The sequence below is a fragment of the Streptomyces tendae genome, from assembly GCF_008632955.1.
GTDB lineage: Bacteria > Actinomycetota > Actinomycetes > Streptomycetales > Streptomycetaceae > Streptomyces.
Map to the genome: position 1 here is coordinate 3,226,430 of NZ_CP043959.1, position 18,066 is coordinate 3,244,495.

17 protein-coding genes are annotated in these 18,066 nt (G+C 73.1%); 10 read left to right on the forward strand and 7 right to left on the reverse strand.

Annotation, left to right across the window (positions count from 1 at the left end; translation table 11 throughout):
• The first annotated feature begins 86 nt into the window (after positions 1-86).
• Positions 87-335, forward strand: a complete 249-nt coding sequence (locus tag F3L20_RS14815) for a WhiB family transcriptional regulator (RefSeq protein ID WP_150154787.1) — start codon at positions 87-89, stop codon at positions 333-335.
• Positions 336-353: 18 nt separating this feature from the next.
• Here F3L20_RS14815 and F3L20_RS14820 read toward each other — a convergent pair whose 3' ends face one another.
• The 4 genes from F3L20_RS14820 to F3L20_RS14835 form a co-directional block, all read right to left on the reverse strand.
• Positions 354-1,328 (reverse strand): acyl-ACP desaturase, encoded by a 975-nt coding sequence (locus F3L20_RS14820; RefSeq protein WP_150154788.1) that lies wholly within the window; start codon positions 1,326-1,328, stop codon positions 354-356.
• Positions 1,329-1,541: 213 nt separating this feature from the next.
• On the reverse strand, positions 1,542-2,318 hold the full coding sequence (gene ddaH, locus F3L20_RS14825; protein ID WP_150154789.1) for a dimethylargininase: 777 nt from the start codon (positions 2,316-2,318) through the stop codon (positions 1,542-1,544).
• Between the two features lie 152 nt (positions 2,319-2,470).
• Positions 2,471-4,735 (reverse strand): ATP-binding cassette domain-containing protein, encoded by a 2,265-nt coding sequence (locus F3L20_RS14830; RefSeq protein WP_150154790.1) that lies wholly within the window; start codon positions 4,733-4,735, stop codon positions 2,471-2,473.
• A gap of 10 nt (positions 4,736-4,745) precedes the next feature.
• Positions 4,746-6,371, reverse strand: coding sequence for an ABC-F family ATP-binding cassette domain-containing protein (locus F3L20_RS14835; RefSeq protein ID WP_150154791.1), 1,626 nt, complete (start codon positions 6,369-6,371; stop codon positions 4,746-4,748).
• A 326-nt stretch (positions 6,372-6,697) separates the two neighbouring features.
• Here F3L20_RS14835 and F3L20_RS14840 point away from each other — a divergent pair, with 326 nt between their 5' ends.
• Complete coding sequence (locus F3L20_RS14840) at positions 6,698-7,333, forward strand: GOLPH3/VPS74 family protein (protein WP_150154792.1); 636 nt, start codon at positions 6,698-6,700, stop codon at positions 7,331-7,333.
• Between the two features lie 96 nt (positions 7,334-7,429).
• On the opposite strand, the gene F3L20_RS14845 is transcribed toward F3L20_RS14840, so the two are convergent.
• Positions 7,430-7,843, reverse strand: coding sequence for an SsgA family sporulation/cell division regulator (locus F3L20_RS14845; RefSeq protein ID WP_150154793.1), 414 nt, complete (start codon positions 7,841-7,843; stop codon positions 7,430-7,432).
• A gap of 344 nt (positions 7,844-8,187) precedes the next feature.
• Here F3L20_RS14845 and F3L20_RS14850 point away from each other — a divergent pair, with 344 nt between their 5' ends.
• The 4 genes from F3L20_RS14850 (at position 8,188) to mmpA (ending at position 10,604) form a co-directional block, all read left to right on the forward strand.
• Positions 8,188-9,243, forward strand: a complete 1,056-nt coding sequence (locus F3L20_RS14850; protein ID WP_150154794.1) for a WD40/YVTN/BNR-like repeat-containing protein — start codon at positions 8,188-8,190, stop codon at positions 9,241-9,243.
• 92 nt (positions 9,244-9,335) lie between these two features.
• On the forward strand, positions 9,336-9,659 hold the full coding sequence (locus F3L20_RS14855) for a hypothetical protein (protein ID WP_024888125.1): 324 nt from the start codon (positions 9,336-9,338) through the stop codon (positions 9,657-9,659).
• Between the two features lie 45 nt (positions 9,660-9,704).
• A complete protein-coding gene (locus tag F3L20_RS14860) occupies positions 9,705-10,409 on the forward strand; it encodes an endonuclease V (RefSeq protein WP_150154795.1) in 705 nt (234 codons plus the stop codon).
• 12 nt (positions 10,410-10,421) lie between these two features.
• Entirely contained in the window at positions 10,422-10,604 is a 183-nt protein-coding gene (gene mmpA / locus F3L20_RS14865) for a morphogenic membrane protein MmpA (protein ID WP_150154796.1), read from the forward strand.
• 54 nt (positions 10,605-10,658) lie between these two features.
• Here mmpA and F3L20_RS14870 read toward each other — a convergent pair whose 3' ends face one another.
• Positions 10,659-11,837, reverse strand: coding sequence for a saccharopine dehydrogenase family protein (locus F3L20_RS14870; RefSeq protein WP_150154797.1), 1,179 nt, complete (start codon positions 11,835-11,837; stop codon positions 10,659-10,661).
• Positions 11,838-11,927: 90 nt separating this feature from the next.
• Between F3L20_RS14870 and F3L20_RS14875 the strand changes: the two genes are divergently transcribed.
• The 4 genes from F3L20_RS14875 (at position 11,928) to F3L20_RS14890 (ending at position 17,058) form a co-directional block, all read left to right on the forward strand.
• On the forward strand, positions 11,928-12,332 hold the full coding sequence (locus F3L20_RS14875; protein ID WP_150154798.1) for an MmcQ/YjbR family DNA-binding protein: 405 nt from the start codon (positions 11,928-11,930) through the stop codon (positions 12,330-12,332).
• A gap of 139 nt (positions 12,333-12,471) precedes the next feature.
• Positions 12,472-13,632, forward strand: coding sequence for a CaiB/BaiF CoA transferase family protein (locus tag F3L20_RS14880; RefSeq protein WP_150154799.1), 1,161 nt, complete (start codon positions 12,472-12,474; stop codon positions 13,630-13,632).
• Positions 13,629-14,843 (forward strand): acetyl-CoA C-acetyltransferase, encoded by a 1,215-nt coding sequence (locus F3L20_RS14885; protein ID WP_150154800.1) that lies wholly within the window; start codon positions 13,629-13,631, stop codon positions 14,841-14,843. The genes F3L20_RS14880 and F3L20_RS14885 overlap by 4 nt, the downstream gene beginning before the upstream one ends.
• A 34-nt stretch (positions 14,844-14,877) precedes the next feature.
• Complete coding sequence (locus F3L20_RS14890) at positions 14,878-17,058, forward strand: 3-hydroxyacyl-CoA dehydrogenase NAD-binding domain-containing protein (RefSeq protein WP_150154801.1); 2,181 nt, start codon at positions 14,878-14,880, stop codon at positions 17,056-17,058.
• A 36-nt stretch (positions 17,059-17,094) separates the two neighbouring features.
• On the opposite strand, the gene F3L20_RS14895 is transcribed toward F3L20_RS14890, so the two are convergent.
• Positions 17,095-17,811 (reverse strand): MerR family transcriptional regulator, encoded by a 717-nt coding sequence (locus F3L20_RS14895; RefSeq protein WP_145826208.1) that lies wholly within the window; start codon positions 17,809-17,811, stop codon positions 17,095-17,097.
• Positions 17,812-18,066 lie beyond the last annotated feature (255 nt).

Here is an 18,066-nt window from a genome sequence, read left to right on the forward strand (position 1 = left end):
CGCCCCGCCGGACCGGGCGGGCCCGGTGGCCGGGCGTTGATGCCGCGTTGATCGAACGTTTTTCACCCTCGGGCACGCTTTCGGCCATGCACACCGACACGTTGACGCCATCCGACCTGACCTGGCAGGAGGAGGCGCTGTGCGCGCAGACGGGGGGAGACTTCTTCTTCCCCGAACCCGGCAGCTCGGTCCGCGAGGCCAAGCGCATCTGCGGCCTGTGCCCGATCCGCGCCGCCTGCCTGGAGTACGCCCTGACCCACGACATGCGTTTCGGTGTCTGGGGCGGGCTCTCGGAGAAGGAACGCCTCGAACTGCGGCGTGCCGGCCGGCGGTGACCGGCGCCCGGTGAGAGGTCAGCCGGCGGCGCGGGCCGCCATGCGCGCCTTGCGCGCGGCCAGCTTCTCGTCGAACTTGCTCGCCTCGGAGTCGAGACCGCCGAGGAACAGACCCAGTTCCTCCTGCGCCTTGGCGCCCTCCGGGCCCAGCCCGTCGATCTGCATGACCTTCAGGTGGCGCAGCACCGGCTGCAGCACGTCGTCGTGGTGGATACGCAGGTTGTAGACCTCGCCGATGGCCATCTGCGCGGCCGCCCGCTCGAAGCCGGGGATGCCGTGACCGGGCATGCGGAAGTCCACCACCACGTCGCGGACCGCCTGCATGGTCAGGTCCGGGGCGAGCTCGAAGGCCGCCTTCAGCAGGTTGCGGTAGAACACCATGTGCAGGTTCTCGTCGGTCGCGATGCGCGCCAGCATGCGGTCGCAGACGGGGTCGCCGGACTGGTGGCCGGTGTTGCGGTGGGAGATGCGGGTGGCCAGCTCCTGGAACGCGACGTAGGCGACCGAGTGCAGCATCGAGTGCCGGTTGTCCGACTCGAAGCCCTCGCTCATGTGCGACATGCGGAACTCTTCGAGCTTGTCCGGGTCGACGGCCCGCGAGGCGAGCAGGTAGTCCCGCATCACGATGCCGTGGCGGCCCTCCTCGGCGGTCCAGCGGTGCACCCAGGTGCCCCAGGCGCCGTCGCGGCCGAACAGCGAGGCGATCTCGTGGTGGTAGCTGGGGAGGTTGTCCTCCGTCAGCAGGTTGACCACGAGGGCGATCCGGCCGACCTCGGTGACCTTCGACTGCCCCTTCTCCCAGGCCTCGCCGTCCTCGAAGAAACCGGGGAAGTTGCGCCCGTCGCTCCACGGCACGTACTCGTGCGGCATCCAGTCCTTCGCGACCTGCAGATGCCGGTTCAGCTCCTTCTCGACCACTTCCTCCAGGGCGTACAGCAGCCGGGCGTCGGTCCAGACGGAAGGGCTGCCGAGGTGGGCAGGAGTGGTCGTCACGGGTAACTCCAGGGGGACGGGGACATACGGACGTGCCGGCGAGCGGTGCCGGGGGACCTACGGAATCGTAGGCTACGTAGCCGTAGGTTACGTAGCCGTAGGTTAAGAGCCCCGTAAAGGCCGCTGATCAGCGGGGTTCACGTGGGACATTCGTCCGTGTGCCTGCGCCGGATGGCCGAGGTCGTTGCGCCGTCCGGGTGAGGCGGACGCCGGTCAGGCATACAGGTCCCGCAGACGCACCGACAGACACGTCACGCAGCCCTCGAGCTTCTCGAACTCACCGATCTCCACCGGGACCGGCTCGTACCCGAGGTCCGCGAACAGCGCCGCGGTCTTCGGCGCGCTCGCCGCCATCAGCAGCTTGTCGCCGCCGAGACACACCACGTGGGCACCGGACGGCTCCGGCACCGGCAGGAAACGGGGGAACAGCGACGGCGCGTCCATGTGCGGGATGTGCCCGACGAGCGTCCCGTCGGGCAGGGCGGTGACCGCCGACTTCAGATGCAGCACCTTGGCCACCGGCACGGCGACCACCCGTGCCCCGAGCGGCTCGAACGCGGCCCGCACCTGCTGCACACCGGCCGCGTTGGTGCGTCCGCCCCGGCCCACGTACACCGTGTCGCCGACCTTCAGGACGTCGCCGCCGTCCAGCGTGCCCGGTTCCCACACCCAGTTCACCGAGCAGCCCAGGGACGCCACGGCCTCCTCGACCCCGAAGGTCTCCGCCCGGCGGGACTCCGCACCGGAACGGGCGATCAGCGCCACGTTGCGGAACATCACCACCGTGTCCTCCACGAACACGGAGTCCGGGCAGTCGTCGGCCGGAGCCACCTCGACGGTCTCCCAGCCGTGCGTCCGCAACGCCTCCGTGTACCCCTCCCACTGCCGCACGGCGAGGTCTACGTCGACCTCGTCCCGTTCGACGTGGGTCACCAGCCCCTCGGCGAGGCAGGGGGCGGGACGGCGGACGAGGGCCTTCCTGCTGGGCACGGGTACGCCTTTCGGATCGGACGGTGCGTGTGGGCGGGGCTCGGGAGCCCGTACGGGCCGGGCGCCCGCGGGGCCCGGCGCAGCCATCATGCAGTCCCCCGCCGTACGGGACCACCCCGGCCGCGATGAGATGGGCCACGGGTGACCCGGCCTCAGCCGACGGCCCGCCGCAGATGCTCCCCTGTGAAGGACCCCGGCGCCCGGAGCAGCCCGGCCGGTGTCCCTTCGAACACCACCCGGCCGCCGTCCCGTCCGCCGCCCGGCCCCAGGTCGACCACCCAGTCGGCGTGCGCCACCACCTCCAGGTGATGCTCCACCACGATCACCGTGTTGCCCGCGTCCACCAGCCGGTCCAGCAGGCCGAGGAGGCCGTCCACGTCCGCCATGTGCAGCCCCGTCGTCGGCTCGTCGAGGACGTACACCGCCCCGTCCCGGTGCAGCCGGGTCGCCAGCTTCAGCCGCTGCCGCTCCCCGCCGGACAGGGTGGACAGCGGCTGGCCCAGCGTGAGGTAGGTGAGGCCGACGTCCCGCAGGGCGCGCAGCCGCCGCCGTACGCCCGTGTCGTGGAAGAAGTCCAGCGCCTCGCCGGCGGTCATCTCCAGCACGTCGGCGACCGAGCGTCCGCCGACCGTCAGGCGGAGCACCTCCTCGTCGAACCGCCGTCCCTCGCAGTCGGGGCAGGTCGTGGTCACCGGGTCCATGAACGCGAGGTCCGTGTGCAGCAGCCCGCGCCCGCCGCACGTCCCGCAGGCGCCGTCGGAGTTGAAGCTGAACAGCCCCGGCTCCGCGCCCGTCTCCCGGGCGAAGATCTTCCGCACGGTGTCCATGACCCCGAGGTACGTCGCCGGGGTGGACCGCCCGGAGATGCCGATGGAGGACTGGTCGACCACCACCGCCTCCGGGTGGGCCGCGGTGAACTCGGCGACCAGGGTGCTCTTGCCCGACCCGGCCACCCCGGTCACGGCGGTCAGCACCCCGGCCGGGAACCGCACGGTGACGTCCCGCAGGTTGTGCCGCCCGGCGCCCTTCACCCACAGCTCGCCCGCCGGCGCACGCACCGACTCCTTGACCGTCGTGCGCCGCCCGAGGCACCGCCCGGTCAGCGTGTCCGAGGCGGCCAGCTCCCGCGGTGTCCCCTCGAACACCACCCTGCCGCCGTCGGCGCCGCCACCCGGCCCCATGTCGACGACGTGGTCGGCCAGCGCGATGACGTCCGGGTCGTGCTCGACCACCAGCACGGTGTTGCCCTTGTCGCGCAGCCGCAGCAGCAGTTCGCCCAGCCGGTGCACGTCGCGTGGGTGCAGTCCGACGCTCGGCTCGTCGAAGACGTACGTCATCCCGGTCAGGCTGGAGCCCAGGTGCCGTACGGTCTTCAGCCGCTGGCCCTCGCCCCCGGAGAGCGTGGACGTCTCGCGGTCCAGGCTCAGATAGCCGAGGCCGATCCGGTCGATCCGCTCCAGCGCGGCGACGGCGGCCGCGGCGACCGGACCGGCCACCGGGTCGTCGATCGTGCGCAGCACCGGGACGAGGTCGCACACCTGCATCGCCGAGAGGTCGGCGATGTGGCGTCCGTCGATCCGGGACGCCAGCGCCGCCGTGTTCAGCCGGGCCCCGCCGCAGTCGGGGCAGAGGCCCTCGGCGAGGAACTCCCGCACCGTGTCCCGGGTCCTCTGGCTCATCCCCGCCAGGTCCCGTTTCAGGTACAGCCGTTCGAAGCGGTCGGCCAGCCCCTCGTAGTCGGTGGTCCAGGTGCCGCCGGTGCCCCGCACGGTGACCTTGCTGCCGGGCCGTCCCCGCATCAGGAACTCCCGCTCGGCGGCCGTGAAGTCCCGCACCGGCCGGTGCGGGTCCAGCTCGTCGCTGTGGGTGTACGCCTGCCCCTGCCAGGTGCCCGGGGCGAACGGCGGGAACCGGATCGCCCCCTCGGCGAGGGAACGGTCCGGGTCGAGGATGCGGTCCCAGTCCGGCCGTACGGTCCGGCCCAGACCGTCGCAGCCGGGACACATGCCCGACGGATCGTTGAACGAGTACGCCGTCGCCGGGCCGGCGCTCGGCGTGCCGTGCCGGGAGAACAGCACCCGCAGCACCGAGTGCACGTCCGTCATCGTGCCCACCGTCGACCGGGAGTGGCCGCCGACCGGCCGCTGGTCGACGACGATCACCGGGGTCAGGTTCTCCAGCGCCCGCGCGTGCGGCCGCTCGTACTTGGGCAGCCGGTTGCGGACGAACCAGGTGTACGTCTCGTTGAGCTGGCGCTGCGACTCGACCGCGATCGTGTCGAAGACGACGGACGACTTTCCCGATCCCGAAACGCCGGTGAACACGGTCAGCCGGCCCTTCGGGATGCGGAGCGAGACGTCCTTGAGGTTGTTCTCCGTGGCCCCGGTGAGGGTGAGATACGCGTCCTGCTGGGTCATGCCGCCGACGTTAGGCGGGATACCCGACAGCTTCCGGCGTGATTTCCCTCAGCTCCCCTCCCTCCATCAGCAGCCAGCGGGTGATGCCGAGAGACTCCAGGAACGGCAGGTCGTGACTGGCCACGACCAGCGCCCCCTCGTACGACTCCAGGGCGGTGGTGAGCTGCCGGACGCTCGCCATGTCGAGGTTGTTCGTCGGCTCGTCCAGCATCAGCAGCTGCGGCGCCGGCTCCGCCAGCATCAGCGCGGCGAGGGTCGCGCGGAAGCGTTCGCCGCCGGAGAGGGTGTCCGCCCGCTGGTCGGCGCGGCCGCCGCGGAACAGGAAGCGGGCGAGCCGCGCCCTGATCCGGTTGTTGGTGGCGCCCGGGGCGAACCGCGCCACGTTCTCCGCGACGCTCAGCGCCGGGTCGAGGACGTCGAGTCGCTGCGGCAGGAAGCGCAGTGGCACGTGCGCCCGGGTCTCGCCGGAGACCGGCTCCAGCTCCCCGGCGATCGTCCGCAGCAGCGTCGTCTTGCCCGCGCCGTTGCGCCCGATCAGCGCCACCCGCTCGGGGCCCCGCAGGTCGAACCCGCCGGTCACCCGCGCGCCGTACGCCAGCTCCAGGTCCATGAGCGTGAGGACCTCCCGGCCCGGCGGCACGGCGGTGAACGGCAGGTCGACCCGGATCACGTCGTCGTCCCGCACCGCCTCCACCGCGTCGTCGAGCCGCTCCTTGGCCTCGGCGAGCTTCTCCTCGTGCATGATGCGGTGTTTGCCGGCGGACTCCTGCGCCGCCCGCTTGCGGGCACCCATGACGATCTTCGGCTCACGCTTCTGGTCCCACATCTTCTGGCCGTACCGCTTGCGGCGTGCCAGCTTGACCTGCGCGTCGGCCAGTTCGCGCTTCTGCTTGCGCAGATCGGCCTCGGCGACCCGCACCATGCGCTCGGCCGCCTCCTGCTCGACGGCCAGGGCCTCCTCGTACGCGGTGAAGTTGCCGCCGTACCAGGTGATCCCGCCCGCGCGCAGGTCCGCGATCTGGTCGACCAGGTCGAGCAGTTCCCGGTCGTGACTGACCACGACCATGACGCCCGGCCAGCTCTCGACGGCGGCGTAGAGGCGCCGACGGGCGTACAGGTCGAGGTTGTTGGTGGGCTCGTCGAGCAGCAGCACGTCGGGGCGGCGCAGCAGCAGCGCCGCCAGCCGCAGCAGCACCGACTCGCCGCCCGACACCTCGCCGACGGTGCGGTCCAGGCCGATGTGACCGAGGCCGAGCTCGCCCAGCGTGGCCAGGGCGCGTTCCTCCACGTCCCAGTCGTCGCCGACGGTCTCGAAGTGCTCCTCGGCGACGTCGCCCGCCTCGATGGCGTGCAGCGCGGCGCGCTTGCCGGCGATGCCGAGGGCCTCGTCGACCGTCAGCGCGGTGTCCAGCGTGACGTTCTGCGGCAGCCAGCCGACCTCGCCGGCCACCCGGACGGAGCCGTCCGTCGGGGTGAGCTCGCCGGCGATCAGCTTCAGCAGGGTGGACTTGCCCGACCCGTTGACGCCGACGAGACCGGTGCGGCCGGGGCCGAACGCCACGTCGAGGTCCTCGAAGACGACGGTGCCGTCGGGCCAGGTGAAGGACAGGGAGGTACAGGTGAGAGAAGCGGACATGCGGGCCTCCGCGGTTGCTGAGGGCGATCAGGGGCACACGCGTATCGAGACACCGCGGGACGACGACCGGCAGCCGGGAAGGAATCCGTGGCATGAGAAAAGCCCTGTCGCGGAGGGTCCGCGAGGACGGCTCGAACGCCGAGGTCGCACGCTGCGCACACACCTGAGAACGGTGTGACGCGGTGTCTCAGAACCTCAGACGAGCAACGTCCTTCTCCCATCGACGGCAACAGAACCGAGGGAAACGTTAGGGGCGGCCGCACCGGCCGTCAACGCGTTTTTCGCACCCATCGACGCACCTCGCGTCCCCGCACCGAGGAGGCCCCGTGCCCAACGGCCCGCTCTCCCTGCCGGCCCGCCTGTGCCTGCTGGCCTGGGACACCGACCCCACCCGGGCGGCCCCCGTGGTGCGGGCCGGCGCGCTCGCCGACCTCGCCCGGCGCGGGCTGCTCGTCGACGACGACGGCATCGCGACCCCGCGCGACCTCGACTCGCGCACCGGCGACCCGGCGCTGGACGGGCTCCTGGAGCTGGTCAGCGAATCCTTCCCGCACCGCTGGCGCACCTGGGTGACGCTGCACGCGCGGTACACCCTGGACGCGGTCCGCGAGCACCTGGTGGCCGAAGGCGTCCTGCGGGCCGAGAAGCACCGGATCCTCGGCGTGTTCCCGTCCGTGGATCACGTCCTGGCCGACACCGCCCGCGCGGACGCCCTGCGCGAGGAGGCCCGGCGGATCCTGTCCGGGTCCGCGGCGGCGGAGGAGGTCTCCGCGACGACCGCGACCGTGCTGACCCTGGCGACCGCGGCCGGTCTTCCGCTCGGGGCCGACGACACGCCGCCCACCGGGTTCCTGTCCGCCCGCGCCTCGGAGACGTCCCCGGCCTTCGCGGCCGTCCTCGACGAACTCCGCACGGCCCTGCGGGACACGGCTCCGACACCGTCACTGCCCAGGGGGCGTTGAAACCCTCGGTCAATTCCCTCAGGGGGCCGTCTCCCGGCCCCCTTTGCTTCCGCGCGTACTCCCGTTCCGCGGGGCGTCCCCGTCCCGCGGAACCGCTCACGCGTCCCGTATCAGTTCCGCCAGGTCGTGGTCCAGGTCGAGGCGGAGGTGTTCGAGGCCGGTCGGGACCAGTTCGCTCGTCGCCTCCAGGAAGCGGCGCAGTTCGCCCGAGCGGACGTGCACCACGGCCGTCCCCTCCGGGGCGTGGAACTCCAGCACCGTGCGGTCGTAGCCGTACGGGCGCACCCGTACGTCGCCGTGGCCCTCCGGGGCCTCCATGCCCGCGGCGAGCAGGTCACGGGCGAACGTCCAGCACACGTCGACGCCTTCGAGCGTCGCGGGAGCGGGGAAGGTCATGCGGACGGCGAACGGGTCGTCGCCGTCGTAGTGCAGCGTGGCGGGGATGTCGGCCATCCGCGGCGCTGCGGCGACCAGGCGGGCCTCTACGGGCTGCTCGATGACGGTGGACAACGCCTTGCTCCCTCGTGACGGCTGGGCGGGCTTCCGGGCGGATCGTGTCGGTCGGCTACGGGAAGAGACGCTGGAATCGGCCATTCCGTGCGCATGGAGAGCGAGTGACCTCTGTCACCGCCTTCATGCACCCGAGTGACCCGTCTCTCCTCCCGTGCTTTACGGGCCACTTGGGCGTGGGCACCGCGGGGCGGGCCCCCGGGACGAGGCGCTCTGGACGGCACCCGGCCGGTGGACTAGCTTCCCCCGCCATGAGGCGCTCGGGAAGTACGCGACGGACGGGACCGACGGGACCGACGAGCCGGACGGCACGGACAGGGCCGGTGGGACGGCACCTCCGGCGGGTGACCGCGGCTGCCGTGTGCGCGGCGGCCCTGGCCGCCCTCACGGCCGTGCCGGCCCAGGCGCAGGGCCCGAGGGGCGGCACCCCGCACTGGTCGCTGAAGGACACCGGCGCACCGGACGTCCGGTTCCGCGGTCTGGCCGCCGTCAGCCGGAACACCGCCTGGGCGGCCGGCACCCTCGGCACCGTGCTGCGCACCACGGACGGCGGCCGGACCTGGCGGGACGTCTCACCGCGCGGCGCGGACGCGCTTCAGTTCCGGGACGTCGAGGCGTTCGACGCGCGGCGGGCCGTCGTGCTGGCCATCGGGGAGGGCGAGGACTCCCGGGTCTACCGCACGGACGACGGCGGGGCGACCTGGACGGAGACCTTCCGCAACCCCGACACCCGCGCCTTCTACGACTGCCTCACCTTCTTCGACCACCGCCACGGACTCGCCATGAGTGACCCCGTGGACGGGAAGTTCCGTATCCTGTCGACCCGCGACGGCGGCCGCTCCTGGGCGGTGCTCCCCGACACCGGCATGCCCCCGGCGCTCGACGGCGAGGCCGGCTTCGCGGCGAGCGGCCAGTGCCTGGTGTCGTCCGGGCCGAAGGACGTCTGGCTGGCCACCGGGGGAGCGGCACGCGCGCGTGTGCTGCACTCCGCCGACCGCGGCCGCACCTGGACGGTCACCGACACCACGATCCCGGCCGGCGACCCGGCGCGCGGCGTCTTCGCCCTCGCCTTCCGCGACCGCCACCACGGTCTGGCCGTGGGCGGCGACTTCAACCCCGGGCAGACCTCGCCCGACGCCGCCGCGCGCACCTCGGACGGCGGCCGCACCTGGCGGACGGCCGCCGGCTCCCCGCCCGCCTACCGCTCCGGTGTCGCCTGGCTCCCGCACAGCCGCACCGACGCCCTCGCCGTCGGCCCCACCGGCACCGACCTGACCACCGACGGCGGGCGCACCTGGCGGACCGTCGACACCGGCTCGTACGACACCGTCGACTGCACGCCCGACCGGTCCTGCTGGGCGGCGGGGGAGCGGGGGCGGGTCGCCCGACTGGAGCAGTGACGTCTCCGCCCTGCCCTACATCCCGCCGGCCGGGGTACCCGACCGCTGTACGCGACCGAGCGCTCGCGAAGCGCGAGAGAAAGTGAGCGGACATGCCACGCGGTTCCAGCCCCAAGCGGGAGCGTCAGTACGAGCACATCAAGGAGAGCGCGAAGGACCGGGGCGAGAGCACCGGGCGCGCCGAGGAGATCGCCGCCCGGACGGTGAACAAGGAACGTGCCCGGTCCGGCGAGTCCAAGACCGCCAGCAGGACGTCGACGCAGGACATGTCGTCCGGCAAGCGCGGTGGCCAGCGGTCCGGCAAGGGCTCCCAGGGCCCCACCCGCGACCAGCTGTACGAAGAGGCCAAGAAGCGGAACGTCGAGGGCCGTTCGAGCATGAACAAGAGCCAGCTGCAGCGGGCGCTCGGCAAGTGAGCCCGCCTCCGCGCGGAGCGCCCCGCCCCGTAGGCTCGGGGCACCATGACGACCGTACGCACACCGGCCGGTTGGCCCGTCACCGAGGAAGAGGCCCGCGCGGTCCAGGACACGCTGCGTGAGCGGGTGGTGCTCGACGAACCGGGGCCGCCCCCCGGCACCGGCCGGGTCACTGGGGTCGACGTGGCCTACGACGACGAGCGGGACGTCGTCGCCGCGGCCGCCGTCGTGCTGGACGCGGCCACCCTGGACGTCGTCGCCGAGTCCACGGCCGTCGGCCGGATCTCCTTCCCCTACGTCCCCGGGCTGCTGGCCTTCCGCGAGCTCCCCACCGTGCTGGCCGCCCTGGAGGCCCTGCCGTGTGAGCCCGGCCTGGTGGTCTGCGACGGCTACGGCCTCGCCCACCCCCGCCGATTCGGCCTCGCCGGCCACCTGGGAGTCCTCACCGGGCTGCCGACGATCGGCGTGGCCAAGAACCCCTTCACCTTCACCTACGACGAACCCGCCGCCCCGCGCGGCAGCACGTCCCCGCTGCTGTCCGGCCCCGAGGAGGTCGGCCGCGCCCTGCGCACCAGGGACGGCGTCAAGCCGGTGTTCGTCTCGGTCGGCCACCGGGTGAGCCTGGACAACGCCTGCGCCCACACGCTCGCCCTGACCCCCGCCTACCGCCTCCCCGAGACGACCCGCAGGGCGGACGCCCTCTGCCGCCGCGCCCTGCGCGAGGCCGCACCGGCACTCACCCGGGAGTGAGTACGCGTACGGATGTCCGAACTGCCGTCCGACGGCAGGGTGATCGGCATGCCGACACACCGCACCGCAGGACACCGCCGCACTCCCGCACGTCCCACCGGCCGAGCGGTCACGCTGGGTCTGACCCTCGCGGTCCTGGCGGGTCTGGGCTGGGTGACGGGCATGATCTACACCCTGATCACCTGGCAGCTCTGACCCGGGCACCCGCGAGGACCCCGGCGGCCGTCGGCGGACCCCCGCCGCCCGGAATCAGCGGACTGCCGCCACCCGGAAGCGGATGCCCGCCGCCTGGAGGCGGGTGATCAGTGTGTCGCCCATCGCCACCGCCGTCGTGACCTGGCCCGACGTCGGGGGGAGGTCGTCGAGGGCGAGGCACAGGGCGCTCTCGGCCAGCATCTTCGCCGTCTCGTCGTAGCCCGGGTCGCCGCCCGAGACCTCCGTGCAGACCCGCCGTCCGCCGCCCTCGCCGACGAAGCGGACCGTGAACCAGCTGCGCGCCCGCTTCTCGGCGCTCGGCCCCTCGCCGGGCTTCAGCCGGTCGGACAGCGCGCGGCGCAGCGGCGGGATCTGGGCCGCCGTGACCAGCGCCCCGACCGCCGCCACCCCGCCCAGGGCGACCGGCAGACTGCGCACGGCGGCGTAGTGCCGGTAGCGGAAGTCGGGACCGTACCGGGCCAGCGCCTTGGCCGAGCGGCGCACGACCTGGCCGTCGAGCGTCGGCAGGGGCAGCGCCCAGGCGTCGACCTCGGGCGCGTAGCGCGGGGTGCCCGTCGGGGCGGAGGCACGGCGGCCCACCAGCCGGGGTTCGTGACGCCGGCGGTCCCGGGCGGCGGCCCGCAGCCGGCCCGGCCGGGCGAACTGGTTCATGGCCGAGGCGAACGTGCCGCCCGAGAAGGCCGCGTCGGCGGTGACGTAGCCGTCGACGGTCAGCGGCACGCCCTCCGGCAGCTGCCGCACCGTGAAATACGCGCCCAGGTCGTGCGGGACCGAGTCGAAACCGCAGGCGTGCACCAGCCGCGCCCCGGTCTCCCGCGCGCGGGCGTCGTGCCGGACGTACATCAGGTCCACGAACTCCGGTTCACCCGTCAGGTCGACGTAGTCCGCGCCGGTGTCCGCGCAGGCGGCGACGAGCCCCTCGCCGTACTCGACGTACGGCCCGACGGTGGTGGCCACCACGCGCGCCCGCTCGGCGAGGGCGCGCAGCGAGGCCGGGTCGGACACGTCCGCCCGGAGCACGCCCACCTTCTCGCCGCCCGGCAGCCGCTCCCGCAGCTCCTCCAGCTTCCGCCCGCTGCGGCCGGCGACCGCCCAGCGCAGCCCTTCCGGCGCGTGCGCGGCCAGGTACTCCGCGGTCAGCGTCCCCGCGAAACCGGTCGCCCCGAAGAGCACGATGTCGTACGGACGGTCCGTCCTGCTCAGCCTGCTCATGACACCCCTTGGTCGTGCAGCCGCGCCGCTGTCGGTGGCCGAGGCTAGCGTGAAGGGTGCGGAGCCCGACGACGAGCCCGGAGGAAAGCGATGGCCGTGCCACGCAACGCCCTGAGGAAGTGGGAGAAAGTGCGCGACTGGGCACTTCGTCTGCCCGGGGCCACCGAGGAGCATCCCTGGGGCGACACCGTCGCCAAGGTCGACAAGAAGGTGTTCGTCTTCCTTGGTGGCGGCGGCGACGGCGGCCATCCGGTCGCGGTGACCGTGAAGCTCACCGACGAGACGGCGCACGCCCACGCGCTCGCCTGCCCCGGCGCCGAGCCCGCCGGGTACGGCCTGGGCCGGGCCGGCTGGGTGCGCGTCCCGCTGGAGCCCGCGGGCGCCCCGGCGGCCGAGCTGCTGTGCGACTGGGTGGAGGAGAGCTACCGCACGGTCGCCACGAAGCGCCGGGTGGGGGAGCTCGACGCGCGGACGGCGCAGGTCGAGACCCGGTGAGACGCCCCGGCCCGGGGCCGGGGCGGAGGCCGCCCCCGTAGAGTGGCCAAGCGCTTGCTCGCCCGCCCTTGTGCCGGGTGGGCGAGGTTCTTAACATCGCAGGTGTTACACCAGGAGTGTCACAGCCGATGGGGGCTCGATGACGGAGGCGACGGCGCCGGACCACGGCCCGCTCACCGGCGTGCGCGTGGTCGAGCTGGCCGGCATCGGCCCCGGCCCGTTCGCGGCCATGCTCCTCGCCGACCTGGGCGCCGACGTCGTACGCGTCGACCGGCCCGACGGCCCCGGACTCGGCATCGACCCCGCGCGTGACGTCACCAACCGCAACAAACGTTCCGTGGTCGTCGACCTGAAGGCCCCGGACGGCCCCTGCCGCGTCCTCGGCCTCGCCGAGCGCGCCGACATCCTCGTCGAGGGCTACCGCCCCGGCGTCGCCGAACGTCTCGGTGTCGGCCCCGAGGACTGCCGGGCCCGCAACCCGCGCCTGGTCTACGGCCGGATGACCGGCTGGGGCCAGGACGGCCCCCTCGCCGACCGCGCCGGACACGACATCGGCTACATCGCCGTCACCGGCGCCCTCGGCATGACCGGCGAGCCCGGCAGGCCCCCGGTCGCCCCCGCCAACCTGCTCGGCGACTACGCGGGCGGCTCCCTCTACCTGGCCGTGGGCGTCCTCGCCGCCCTGCACCACGCCCGCGCCACCGGCACCGGACAGGTCGTCGACGCCGCCATCGTCGACGGCACCGCCCACCTCACCTCGATGATCCACGGGATGCTCGCCGCCGGCGCCTGGCAGGACCGGCGCGGCGCCAACCTCCTCGACGGCGGCTGCCCCTACTACGGCACCTACGAGACCTCCGACGGCGGGCACATGGCCGTCGGCGCCCTGGAGCCGCGCTTCTACGCCGAGTTCCTGCGCCTGCTGGACCTCGACGACCTCGCCGGGGCGCACGGCGACGTCACCCGCTGGCCCGAACTGCGCACCCGGGTGGCCGAGCGGTTCGCCTCCCGCACCCGCGACGCCTGGACAACCCTGTTCGAGGGCACCGACGCGTGCGTGGCGCCGGTGCTGTCGCTGCGCGAGGCCCCGCACCACCCGCACCTCGCCGCCCGCGCCACCTTCACCGACCACGCGGGCATCACCCAGCCCGCCCCGGCACCGCGGTTCTCCGCGACGCCCACCACCGTCCGCACCGGGCCCGCCCGGCCGGGCGCCGACACCGAGGACGTGGCCCGCGACTGGGGCGTACCCGGCCTGGTGTCCCCGCCCTCGAACCCTCAGCGAAAGGCCTCCTCGTGAGCACCGAAGCGTATGTGTACGACGCGATCCGCACCCCGCGCGGGCGCGGCAAGGCGAACGGCGCCCTGCACGGCACCAAGCCCATCGACCTGGTCGTCGGGCTGATCCACGAGATCCGCGCCCGCTTCCCCGGACTCGACCCGGCCGCCGTCGACGACATCGTGCTCGGCGTCGTCGGCCCGGTCGGCGACCAGGGCTCCGACATCGCCCGGATCGCCGCCATCGCCGCCGGTCTGCCCGACACGGTGGCCGGCGTCCAGGAGAACCGCTTCTGCGCCTCGGGACTCGAAGCGGTCAACATGGCCGCGATGAAGGTTCGTTCGGGCTGGGAGGACCTCGTCCTCGCGGGCGGCGTGGAGTCCATGTCGCGGGTGCCGATGGCCTCCGACGGCGGCGCCTGGTTCAACGACCCGATGACCAACCTCGACGTCAACTTCGTGCCGCAGGGCATCGGCGCCGACCTCATCGCCACCATCGAGGGCTTCTCCCGCCGGGACGTCGACGAGTACGCCGCCCTCTCGCAGGAGCGCGCCGCCAACGCCTGGAAGGAGAACCGCTTCGAACGGTCCGTCGTCCCGGTGAAGGACCGCAGCGGCCTCGTCGTCCTCGACCACGACGAGCACCTGCGCCCCGGCACCACCGCCGACTCCCTCGGGAAGCTCAGGCCGTCCTTCGCGGACATCGGCGAGCTGGGCGGCTTCGACGCCGTCGCGCTCCAGAAGTACCACTGGGTCGAGAAGATCGACCACGTCCACCACGCCGGCAACTCCTCCGGCATCGTCGACGGCGCCGCCCTCGTCGCGATCGGCTCCAGGGAGGTCGGCGAGCGCTACGGCCTCACCCCGCGCGCCCGCATCGTCTCCGCCGCCGTGTCCGGCTCCGAGCCGACCATCATGCTCACCGGCCCGGCGCCCGCCACCCGCAAGGCGCTCGCCAAGGCCGGACTGACCATCGACGACATCGACCTCGTCGAGATCAACGAGGCGTTCGCCGCCGTCGTGCTGCGGTTCGTGAAGGACATGGGCCTGTCGCTTGACAAGGTCAACGTCAACGGCGGCGCCATCGCCCTGGGCCACCCGCTCGGCGCCACCGGCGCGATGATCCTCGGCACCCTCGTCGACGAACTGGAACGCCAGGACAAGCGCTACGGGCTCGCCACACTCTGCGTGGGCGGCGGCATGGGCATCGCCACCATCGTCGAGCGCATCTGACCCCCTCCCGACGGATCACCTGGAGCACACCCTCATGAGCAGCGAGTCCACCACCATCCGCTGGGAGCAGGACGACACCGGCGTCGTCACCCTCGTCCTCGACGACCCCAACCAGTCCGCGAACACCGTCAACAAGGCGTTCCGCGAGTCGTTCGCCGCGATCACCGACCGCCTGGAGGCGGAGAAGGACTCCATCCGCGGCGTCGTCCTCACCTCCGCCAAGAAGACCTTCTTCGCCGGCGGCGACCTGCGCGACCTGATCCGCGTCACCCCCGACACCGCGCAGGAGCTGTTCGACGGCGGCCTGGCCTTCAAGCGCCAGCTGCGCCGCATGGAGACCCTCGGCAAGCCGGTCGTCGCCGCCATCAACGGCGCGGCCCTCGGCGGCGGCTACGAGCTCGCCCTGGCCTGCCACCACCGCATCGCGCTGGACGCCCCCGGCTCCAAGATCGGCTGCCCCGAGGTCACCCTCGGCCTGCTGCCCGGCGGCGGCGGAGTGGTCCGCACCGTCCGCCTGCTCGGCATCACCGACGCGCTGCTGAAGGTGCTCCTCCAGGGCACCCAGTACAACCCGCGCCGCGCCCTGGAGAACGGCCTGGTCGACGAGGTGGCCGAGACCCGCGAGGAGATGCTCGCCAAGGCCCGCGCCTTCATCGACGCCCACCCCGAGTCCGCGCAGCCCTGGGACCGGCCCGGCTACCGCATCCCCGGCGGCACCCCGTCGCACCCCAAGTTCGCCGCCAACCTGCCCGCCTTCCCGGCCAACCTGCGCAAGCAGACCGGCGGCGCCCCCTACCCGGCCCCGCGCAACATCATGGCCGCCGCCGTCGAGGGCGCCCAGGTCGACTTCGAGACCGCCCAGGTGATCGAGGCCCGCTACTTCGTGGAGCTGGCCGCCGGACAGACGTCGAAGAACATGATCCAGGCGTTCTTCTTCGACCTCCAGGCCGTCAACTCCGGCGCCGGACGCCCGAAGGACGTCCCCGCCCGCAAGGTCACCAAGGTCGCGGTCCTCGGCGCCGGGATGATGGGCGCCGGGATCGCCTACTCCTGCGCCCGCGCCGGCATCGACGTCGTCCTCAAGGACGTCACGCTCGAGGCCGCGCTCAAGGGCAAGGCCTACTCCGAGAAGCTGTGCGCCAAGGCCGTCTCCCGGGGCCGCACCACGCGGGAGAAGGCCGACGCGCTGCTCGCGCGGATCACGCCCACCGCCGAGGCCGCCGACCTCGCCGGCTGCGACGCGGTGATCGAGGCCGTCTTCGAGGACACCTCCCTCAAGCACAAGGTGTTCCAGGAGGTGCAGAACGTCGTCGCGCCGGACGCACTGCTCTGCTCCAACACCTCCACCCTGCCCATCACCGCGCTTGCCGAGGGCGTCGAGCGGCAGGAGGACTTCATCGGGCTGCACTTCTTCTCGCCCGTCGACAAGATGCCGCTCGTCGAGATCATCAAGGGCGGGCGCACCGGCGACGAGGCCCTCGCCCGCGCCTTCGACCTGGTCCGGCAGATCAACAAGACCCCGATCGTGGTCAACGACTCGCGCGGCTTCTTCACCTCCCGGGTCATCGGCCACTTCATCAACGAGGGCGTGGCGATGGTCGGTGAGGGCATCGAGCCCGCGTCGGTCGAGCAGGCGGCGGCCCAGGCGGGCTACCCGGCCAAGGTGCTCTCCCTCATGGACGAGCTCACCCTCACCCTCCCGCGCAAGATCCGCCGCGAGACGCAGCGGGCCGTCGAGGAGGCGGGCGGCACCTGGACCCCGCACCCGGCCGAGGCGGTCGTGGACCGCATGGTCGACGAGTTCGGCCGCACCGGCCGCTCCGGCGGCGCCGGCTTCTACGACTACGACGAGAGCGGCAGGCGGGGCCCGCTGTGGCCCGGCCTGCGCGAGCACTTCACCAGGCCCGGACACACCGTCCCGTTCCGTGACATGCAGGAGCGGATGCTGTTCTCCGAGGCGCTGGACACCGTCCGGCTGCTGGAGGAGGGCGTGCTGACCTCCGTCGCCGACGCCAACATCGGCTCCATCCTCGGCATCGGCTTCCCCGGCTGGACCGGCGGCGTCCTGCAGTACATCAACGGCTACGAGGGGGGCCTGTCCGGCTTCGTCGCCCGCGCCCGGGAACTCGCCGAGCGCTACGGCGAGCGCTTCACCCCGCCCGCCCTGCTGGTGGAGAAGGCGGAGAAGGGCGAGGTCTTCAGGGACGCCCGCTGATCACGGCGGGCCTTCCGCGACGGAAGGCCCGCCGGGTCACCCCTCCTCGTCGAGCCACTCCCGCAGCTCCTCCTTCAGCGACCGCTGGAAGGTGGTGAGCAGCGCCTGCACCACGAGCGGATGCATGCGGGCGGACAGGGACCGCACGTCCCGCGTGCCCTGGTCCGCCACCGCGTCGCGCAGCAGCCGCGACAGCTCGCGGGCGGCCGCGCGGGAGTGCTCGGTGAGGACCGCGCGGGCGGCCAGGACCGACTCGTGCGACAGCGGCACGTCCAGCAGCTCGACACCGAGCCGCAGCAGACCGGCGTCGACCCGGAAGACCTCGTCGTCATGGCCGGCGCCGGACCCGTCGGCCCGCTCGACGACGTCCATCGCCGCCAGCCGCTTCAGCTCCTCCTCACCCAGCGCACGCCCCGCCCGGCGCTCCAGCTCCGTACGGGAGACCGTCTCCACGGTGCCCGGCGCCCAGGACGCCACCACCGCCCGCTGCACGGCCAGGTCGCGCACGCTCAGGTCCGGCGGAAGCTGGGCCAGGTAGCGTTCTATCGCGGCCAGGGTCATGCCCCGGCTCTGCAGTTCCTCGATCAGTTCCAGCCGCGCCAGGTGCTCCCGGCCGTAGCGGCCGACCCGCCGGGGACCGAGCACCGGAGGCGGCAGCAGGCCCTTCGTGCCGTAGAAGCGGACCGTGCGCACGGTGACCCCCGCCCGGGCCGCCAGCTCGTCGATCGTCAGGGCCTCGGTCTCGGTCGTCATGTGCAGCAGTATCGCTGTCCCACCGGTGCTGTGACACCTCCGCTGTCGATCCCGCCGCGGCGCGCGCCGGAGGGCCGCCGCGGCGCGCGCCGGAGGGCCGCCGCGGCGCGCGACGGCCCTCCGGTGTTCCCGTCCGCGCCGCGAGCGGACCAGCCGTGTGACGCAGGCCACCGCATGCGCGGGCGCACATCCGGAAAGGCGCCACCTCGGTCCGTGCCGTGATCGAGCGCGCCGGCCCAGGTCAACCGGACAGCC

What these genes read in the sequence shown, in the direction of transcription:
- F3L20_RS14895 (WP_145826208.1), bottom strand. Translation starts at nt 17,811, where the DNA reads ATGACGACCGAGACCGAGGCCCTGACGATCGACGAGCTGGCGGCCCGG.
- mmpA (WP_150154796.1), top strand. Translation starts at nt 10,422, where the DNA reads ATGTCCGAACTGCCGTCCGACGGCAGGGTGATCGGCATGCCGACACAC.
- F3L20_RS14860 (WP_150154795.1), top strand. Translation starts at nt 9,705, where the DNA reads ATGACGACCGTACGCACACCGGCCGGTTGGCCCGTCACCGAGGAAGAG.
- F3L20_RS14815 (WP_150154787.1), top strand. Translation starts at nt 87, where the DNA reads ATGCACACCGACACGTTGACGCCATCCGACCTGACCTGGCAGGAGGAG.
- F3L20_RS14890 (WP_150154801.1), top strand. Translation starts at nt 14,878, where the DNA reads ATGAGCAGCGAGTCCACCACCATCCGCTGGGAGCAGGACGACACCGGC.
- F3L20_RS14835 (WP_150154791.1), bottom strand. Translation starts at nt 6,371, where the DNA reads ATGTCCGCTTCTCTCACCTGTACCTCCCTGTCCTTCACCTGGCCCGAC.
- F3L20_RS14880 (WP_150154799.1), top strand. Translation starts at nt 12,472, where the DNA reads ATGACGGAGGCGACGGCGCCGGACCACGGCCCGCTCACCGGCGTGCGC.
- F3L20_RS14875 (WP_150154798.1), top strand. Translation starts at nt 11,928, where the DNA reads ATGGCCGTGCCACGCAACGCCCTGAGGAAGTGGGAGAAAGTGCGCGAC.
- F3L20_RS14870 (WP_150154797.1), bottom strand. Translation starts at nt 11,837, where the DNA reads ATGAGCAGGCTGAGCAGGACGGACCGTCCGTACGACATCGTGCTCTTC.
- F3L20_RS14855 (WP_024888125.1), top strand. Translation starts at nt 9,336, where the DNA reads ATGCCACGCGGTTCCAGCCCCAAGCGGGAGCGTCAGTACGAGCACATC.
- F3L20_RS14830 (WP_150154790.1), bottom strand. Translation starts at nt 4,735, where the DNA reads ATGACCCAGCAGGACGCGTATCTCACCCTCACCGGGGCCACGGAGAAC.